Genomic DNA, 5,928 nt, shown 5'->3' with positions numbered 1-5,928 from the left:
GCCTGCTCGAACCGGGCCTTGCCGACGTAGCACCACGGGCAGTTGATGTCGCTCCAGATCTCCACGCGCACGGCGCACTCCTTCCAGCCTCGCGCTGGCCGCCGCGGTGCGGATGATCGGGCAGCGCGACCGGCATGGGCCGCCCCGGCGACCGCCGTCAGGGCGGTCAGGGCGGTCAGGGCGGCGCCCCGCGTCCGGGCGGTGCCCAGGGCGGCGACCGTCCGCGTCCCGGTGGCGACCGTCCGCGTCCCGCCGGTGCTCCGGGTGCCGGTGGCGACCGTCCGCGTCCCGCCGGTGCTCCGGGTGCCGGTGGCGCTCCGCGTCCCGGTGGTGCCCCGCGTCCCGGTGGCGCTCCGCGTCCGGGTGCTCCGGGTGCCGGTGCCCCCCGTCCGGGTGGTGCCCCGCGTCCCGACGGCATGCCGCGTCCGGCCGCGCCGCGTCCCGGCGGCCCGACCCCGTCCGGCATGCCGCGTCCGAACCCGGGCATGATGCCGCAGCGTCCGGCCGGCCCGCGTCCGGGTCCGGGTGGCCGTGGTCCGGGTGGCCCCGGTGGCCGTCCGGGTGGTCCGGGTGCCGGTGGCGCCCGTCCGGGCTTCCAGGGCCGTCCGGCCGGTCCGGGCTCGCGTCCGGCCGGTGGCGGTGGCTTCGGCGGTCCGCGTCCGGGTGGCGGCGCCCCCGGTGGCGGCGGTGGCTTCGGCCCGCGTCCCGGCGGCTTCGGCGGTCGTCCCGGTGGCCCGGGTGCCCGTGGTGGCACGCAGGGTGCCTTCGGTCGTGGCCCGGGCGGTCGCCCGGCTCGCGGTCGCAAGTCGAAGCGGGCGAAGCGCCAGGAGTACGAGGCCATGCAGGCCCCGTCCGTCGGCGGTGTGATGCTGCCTCGCGGCAACGGCCAGACCGTTCGCCTGTCGAGCGGCGCCTCGCTGATGGACTTCGCGGAGAAGATCAACGCCAACCCGGCCGCGCTCGTCTCCGTCATGTTCAACCTCGGTGAGATGGTCACCGCGACCCAGTCGGTCTCCGACGCGACCCTCGAGCTGCTGGCCGGCGAGATGGGCTTCCAGCTGGAGATCGTCAGCCGGGACGACGAGGACCGCGAGCTGCTGGAGTCGTTCGACATCGACTTCGGCGCCAACGAGGGCGACGAGGACCAGCTGGCCCCGCGCCCGCCGGTCGTCACCGTCATGGGTCACGTCGACCACGGTAAGACCCGACTGCTGGACGCCATCCGCAAGTCCAACGTGGTGGCCGGCGAGGCCGGTGGCATCACCCAGCACATCGGTGCCTACCAGGTCGTCACCGAGGTGAACGGCGAGCAGCGTCCGATCACCTTCCTGGACACCCCGGGTCACGAGGCGTTCTCCGCCATGCGTGCCCGTGGTGCCAAGTCCACCGACATCGCGATCCTGGTGGTCGCGGCCAACGACGGTGTCATGCCGCAGACGGTCGAGGCGCTGAACCACGCCAAGGCCGCCGGTGTGCCGATCGTGGTCGCCGTCAACAAGATCGACGTCGAGGGCGCCGACCCGACCAAGGTCCGCGGTCAGCTGACCGAGTTCGGCCTGGTGGCCGAGGAGTACGGCGGCGACACCATGTTCGTCGACATCTCCGCGCGCCAGGGCCTGCACATCGACCAGCTGCTGGAGGCCGTGGTCCTGACCGCGGACGCCTCGCTGGACCTGCGGGCCAACCCCGAGCAGGACGCGCAGGGTATCGCCATCGAGGCGCACCTCGACAAGGGCCGCGGCGCCATGGCGACCGTGCTCGTGCAGCGCGGTACGCTCCGCGTCGGCGACTCGATCGTCGTGGGCGACGCCTACGGCCGCGTCCGCGCGATGCTGGACGAGAACGGCAACAACCTCAGCGAGGCCGGCCCGTCCCGTCCGGTGCTGCTGCTCGGTCTGACCTCGGTGCCCCGCGCCGGCGACAGCTTCATCGTCGTCGACGAGGACCGCACCGCCCGTCAGATCGCCGAGAAGCGCTCGGCCCGCGACCGCAACGCCGCCTTCGCGCAGCGTCGGGTCCGGGTGTCCCTGGAGGACCTGGACAAGGCCATCGCCGCCGGCTCCATCGAGCAGCTCAACCTCATCATCAAGGGTGACGTCTCCGGTTCGGTCGAGGCCCTCGAGGACGCTCTCGTCAAGCTGGACGTGGGCGAGGAGGTCGAGCTCCGGGTCCTGCACCGCGGTGTGGGTGCCATCACCGAGTCCGACGTGGACCTGGCGATGGGCTCGGACGCCATCATCATCGGCTTCAACGTGCGCGCCGAAGGCCGTGCGCGTGCCGCGGCCGACAAGGAAGGCGTGGACGTCCGGTACTACTCGGTCATCTACCAGGCGATCGAGGAGATCGAGAACGCCCTCAAGGGCATGCTCAAGCCGGAGTACGAGGAGGTGCGCCTCGGCGCCGCGGAGATCCGCGAGGTCTTCCGCTCCTCCAAGTTCGGCAACATCGCCGGTGTCCTGGTCCGCGACGGCATCATCCGCCGCAACGCCAAGGCCCGCCTCATCCGCGACGGCAAGGTCGTGGCGGAGAGCCTCACCATCGAGGGTCTGCGCCGCTTCAAGGACGACGCGACCGAGGTCCGCGAGGGCTTCGAGGCCGGTGTGACCCTGGGGTCGTTCAACGACATCAAGGTCGAGGACATCATCGAGACCTACGAGATGCGCGAGAAGCCGCGCGCCTAGTCGGTGTCAGCCGGGGCCGGTCGACGGGTGGTATTTCCGTCGACCGGCCCCGGTCTCGCTGTGTAGGGTCCGGGAGTAGTCAGAAATCAGCGGCGCCAGCCCGGTTCCGGGCTGCTCCCCGAGGCCTTCCAGGTCGGCGAGACCTGTCATACATGTTCGTGGGAACACTCACCTTCGACCTGCTGCTGGGCGACGTCCACTCGCTCAAGGAGAAGCGTTCGATCGTGCGGCCCATCGTGGCCGAACTGCAGCGCAAGTACAGCGTGTGCGCTGCCGAGACCGGGAACCAGGACCTGCACCGCCGGGCCGAGATCGGCCTCGCGGTGGTGTCCGGCGAAGCCGGGTACGTCACCGAGGTCCTGGACAGCTGTGAGCGGTTGGTCGCCGGCCGCCCCGAGGTGCAGCTCCTCTCCGCGAGGAGGCGCTACCACAACGACGACGATGAATGAGGCCCGTGGAGCCCGGCGGCGGAAGTCGCCGTTCTCACACGGATCAGGACCGAGAGCGCCCGCAAGGCCGGGCGCGGGCCGGTACTTTGGGGCGTGGGCTCCGACGGGTGCGCAGCTCACCCGGGTACCGGGCCCACTGCACGAGGAGGCAACGTGACCGACACCGCAAGGGCGCGCAAGCTCGCCGACCGCATCCAGGTGGTCGTCGCCCAGACCCTGGAGCGGCGGATCAAGGACCCCCGCCTGGGGTTCGTGACCATCACCGACACCCGGGTGACCGGAGACCTGCGCGAGGCCACCGTCTTCTACACCGTCTTCGGTGACGAGACCGAGCGCGAGGCCACCGCGGCCGCGCTGGAGAGCGCCAAGGGCGTGATCCGCTCCGAGGTCGGCAAGATCGGTGTGCGCTTCACCCCGACGCTGACCTTCGTCGCGGACGCGCTGCCGGACAACGCCCGGAACATCGACGACCTGCTCGACCGGGCCCGCAGCTCGGACGCCGCCGTGCGCACCCAGGCCGCGGGGGCGAGCTACGCCGGCGACGCGGACCCGTACCGGGTTCCGGCGGCCGAGCGTGACGACGAGGACGAGTAGTCATGGCGGGTGAGCCGGCGCGGGCCGCCCCGCGAGCCGGATCGACCACGGGGGCGTCCTCCACCAGCACGGTGGAGGGTGCCCTCGCGGCGCTCCCGGGCCCGCGCACCGAGGAGAGCGGGTTCGAGCTGCTCTGGCAGCAGGTGGTGGCGGAGATCGGGCGGGCCCGTTCGATCGACCTGATCTGCCACATCTGCCCGGACGGCGACGCGCTGGGCTCCTCGCTGGCGGCCGGGCTGGCGCTGCGCGCGCTCGGCAAGCAGGTGCGGGTCTCCTTCGGCGACGATCCGCAGATCGTGCCCGAGTCGCTGGCCTTCCTGCCCGGCCAGGAACTGATCGTGCCGGCCGCCGAGGTGCCGGACGTGCCCGAACTGGTGCTCTGCTTCGACGTGGCCGCGGAGAGCCGGCTCGGCCTGCTGCACGACAAGGCCTTCGCCGCGCCCGTCCTGGCGGTGTTCGACCACCACGCCTCCAACCCGGGTTTCGGCACCCACCAGCTGATCGACCCGACCGCTCCGGCCACCGCCGTGCTGGTCGACGAACTGCTGCGCCGGCTCGGCGTCGAGCTGGACCAGGAGCTGGCCACCTGCCTCTACACGGGTGTCGCCACCGACACCGGCTCGTTCAAGTACCGGGCCACCACGCCCGCCACCCACGAACTGGCCGCTCGGCTGCTGGCCACCGGCATCCGGCACGACCTGATCTCCCGGCAGCTGTGGGACACCTCGTCCTTCGGCTACCTCAAGGTGCTCGCGGGGGCGCTCGACCGGGCCGTCTACGAGCCGGAGGCCGCCGACGGCCTGGGCCTGGTGTGGACCTGGGTGCCGTACCAGGACCTCGCGCTGTTCAGCGTCACGGTCGAGGAGATCGAGGGACTGATCGACATCCTGCGCCGCCCGGCCGAGGCCGAGGTGGCGCTGGTGCTCAAGCAGGACCCGGACGGCACGCTGCGCGGCTCCTCGCGTTCCAAGGGCGTGGTGGACGTCGCCGCGGCCTGCGCGGAACTGGGCGGCGGGGGGCACGTCTACGCGGCCGGTTTCAGCGTCCGGGAGGACGTGGCCGCGGTGGTCGAGCGGTTCCGGAGCGCGCTGCGGCCGGTACGTTGATCACCTCTGCTGATGTTGTTGAGAGAAAGAACCCGATGAAGCGCAAAGGCACCGGCCCGGACGGCCTGGTGATCGTCGACAAGCCCGAGGGCATCACCTCGCACGGGGTCGTCGCCAAGCTGCGGTGGCTGGCCGGGACCCGGAAGGTCGGGCACGCCGGCACCCTGGACCCGATGGCCACCGGCGTGCTGGTGATCGGCGTCGAGCGGGCCACCCGGCTGCTCGGCCACCTGATGCTCACCGCCAAGACCTACGAGGCGACCGTCCGGCTCGGCCAGACCACCGTCACCGACGACCGCGAGGGCGAGGTGACCTCCTCGACGCCGGCCGACGCCGTCACCCGGGAGGCGATCGACGCCGGCATCGCGGCGCTCACCGGCGAGATCATGCAGGTGCCGTCCAAGGTCAGCGCGATCAAGATCGACGGCAAGCGCTCGTACGCCCGGGTGCGCGAGGGCGAGGACTTCGAGCTGGCGGCCCGGCCGACCACGATCCACTCCTTCACCGTGCACGAGCAGCGCGCGGCGCTCGCCGAGGACGGCACGCCGGTGATCGACCTGGACGTCACCGTCGAGTGCTCCTCCGGCACCTACATCCGGGCGCTGGCCCGGGACCTGGGCGCCGGGCTGGGCGTCGGCGGGCACCTGACCGCGCTGCGGCGCACCAAGGTGGGGCCGTACTCGGTGGAGTCGGCGCGCACCCTGGAGCAGCTGGAGGCCGAGGTCACCGGCGAGGACGCCAAGGGGCTGGAGGTGCTGCCGATCGCGCAGGCCGCGGCGGCCGCCTTCCCGCGCTGGGACCTGGACGAGGCCTCGGCGCAGAAGCTGTCGCACGGCTCCCGGCTGAAGGCGCCCGGGATGGGCGTGGACGGGCCGATCGCGGTGTTCGGGCCGGACGGGCGCTTCCTCGCGCTGGTCGAGGAGAGGGACGGGCAGGCGAAGCCGGTCGCGGTCTTCGTCGGCTGACGGCCCCGCCGCCCTTCGGAGCCCCCTTCGGGAATCATCTTGGGTTCTAACGGTCGTCGCAACACCCCAGCTCAAGGTGTGCGATGGACTTCAAGATCCGTAGGGACCGGAAGCCGCAGGGGCCCAGGAAGCT

6 protein-coding genes are annotated in these 5,928 nt (G+C 72.1%); 5 read left to right on the top strand and 1 reads right to left on the bottom strand.

The window, feature by feature from the left end:
- Positions 1 to 71, bottom strand: a 71-nt coding sequence (locus tag ABZ449_RS41580; protein WP_360357224.1) for a DsbA family protein, incomplete at its 3' end; no start/stop codon positions are given.
- Positions 72 to 839: 768 nt separating this feature from the next.
- Here ABZ449_RS41580 and infB point away from each other — a divergent pair.
- The 5 genes from infB (at position 840) to truB (ending at position 5,795) form a co-directional block, all read left to right on the top strand.
- Entirely contained in the window at positions 840 to 2,681 is a 1,842-nt protein-coding gene (infB, locus tag ABZ449_RS41575) for a translation initiation factor IF-2 (protein WP_360357222.1), read from the top strand.
- A gap of 152 nt (positions 2,682 to 2,833) precedes the next feature.
- Positions 2,834 to 3,130 (top strand): DUF503 domain-containing protein, encoded by a 297-nt coding sequence (locus ABZ449_RS41570; protein ID WP_030289887.1) that lies wholly within the window; start codon positions 2,834 to 2,836, stop codon positions 3,128 to 3,130.
- A gap of 153 nt (positions 3,131 to 3,283) precedes the next feature.
- Positions 3,284 to 3,724: a 30S ribosome-binding factor RbfA gene (rbfA, locus tag ABZ449_RS41565; RefSeq protein WP_360357220.1), complete on the top strand. Its 441-nt coding sequence runs from the start codon at positions 3,284 to 3,286 to the stop codon at positions 3,722 to 3,724.
- Between the two features lie 2 nt (positions 3,725 to 3,726).
- Positions 3,727 to 4,830, top strand: a complete 1,104-nt coding sequence (locus ABZ449_RS41560; protein WP_360357217.1) for a bifunctional oligoribonuclease/PAP phosphatase NrnA — start codon at positions 3,727 to 3,729, stop codon at positions 4,828 to 4,830.
- A gap of 35 nt (positions 4,831 to 4,865) precedes the next feature.
- On the top strand, positions 4,866 to 5,795 hold the full coding sequence (truB, locus tag ABZ449_RS41555) for a tRNA pseudouridine(55) synthase TruB (RefSeq protein ID WP_360357215.1): 930 nt from the start codon (positions 4,866 to 4,868) through the stop codon (positions 5,793 to 5,795).
- Positions 5,796 to 5,928 lie beyond the last annotated feature (133 nt).

Origin of the sequence: Kitasatospora sp. NPDC005856, from assembly GCF_040629945.1 — a bacterium.
GTDB lineage: Bacteria > Actinomycetota > Actinomycetes > Streptomycetales > Streptomycetaceae > Kitasatospora.
This window is presented reverse-complemented; position numbering and strand designations above follow the sequence as displayed.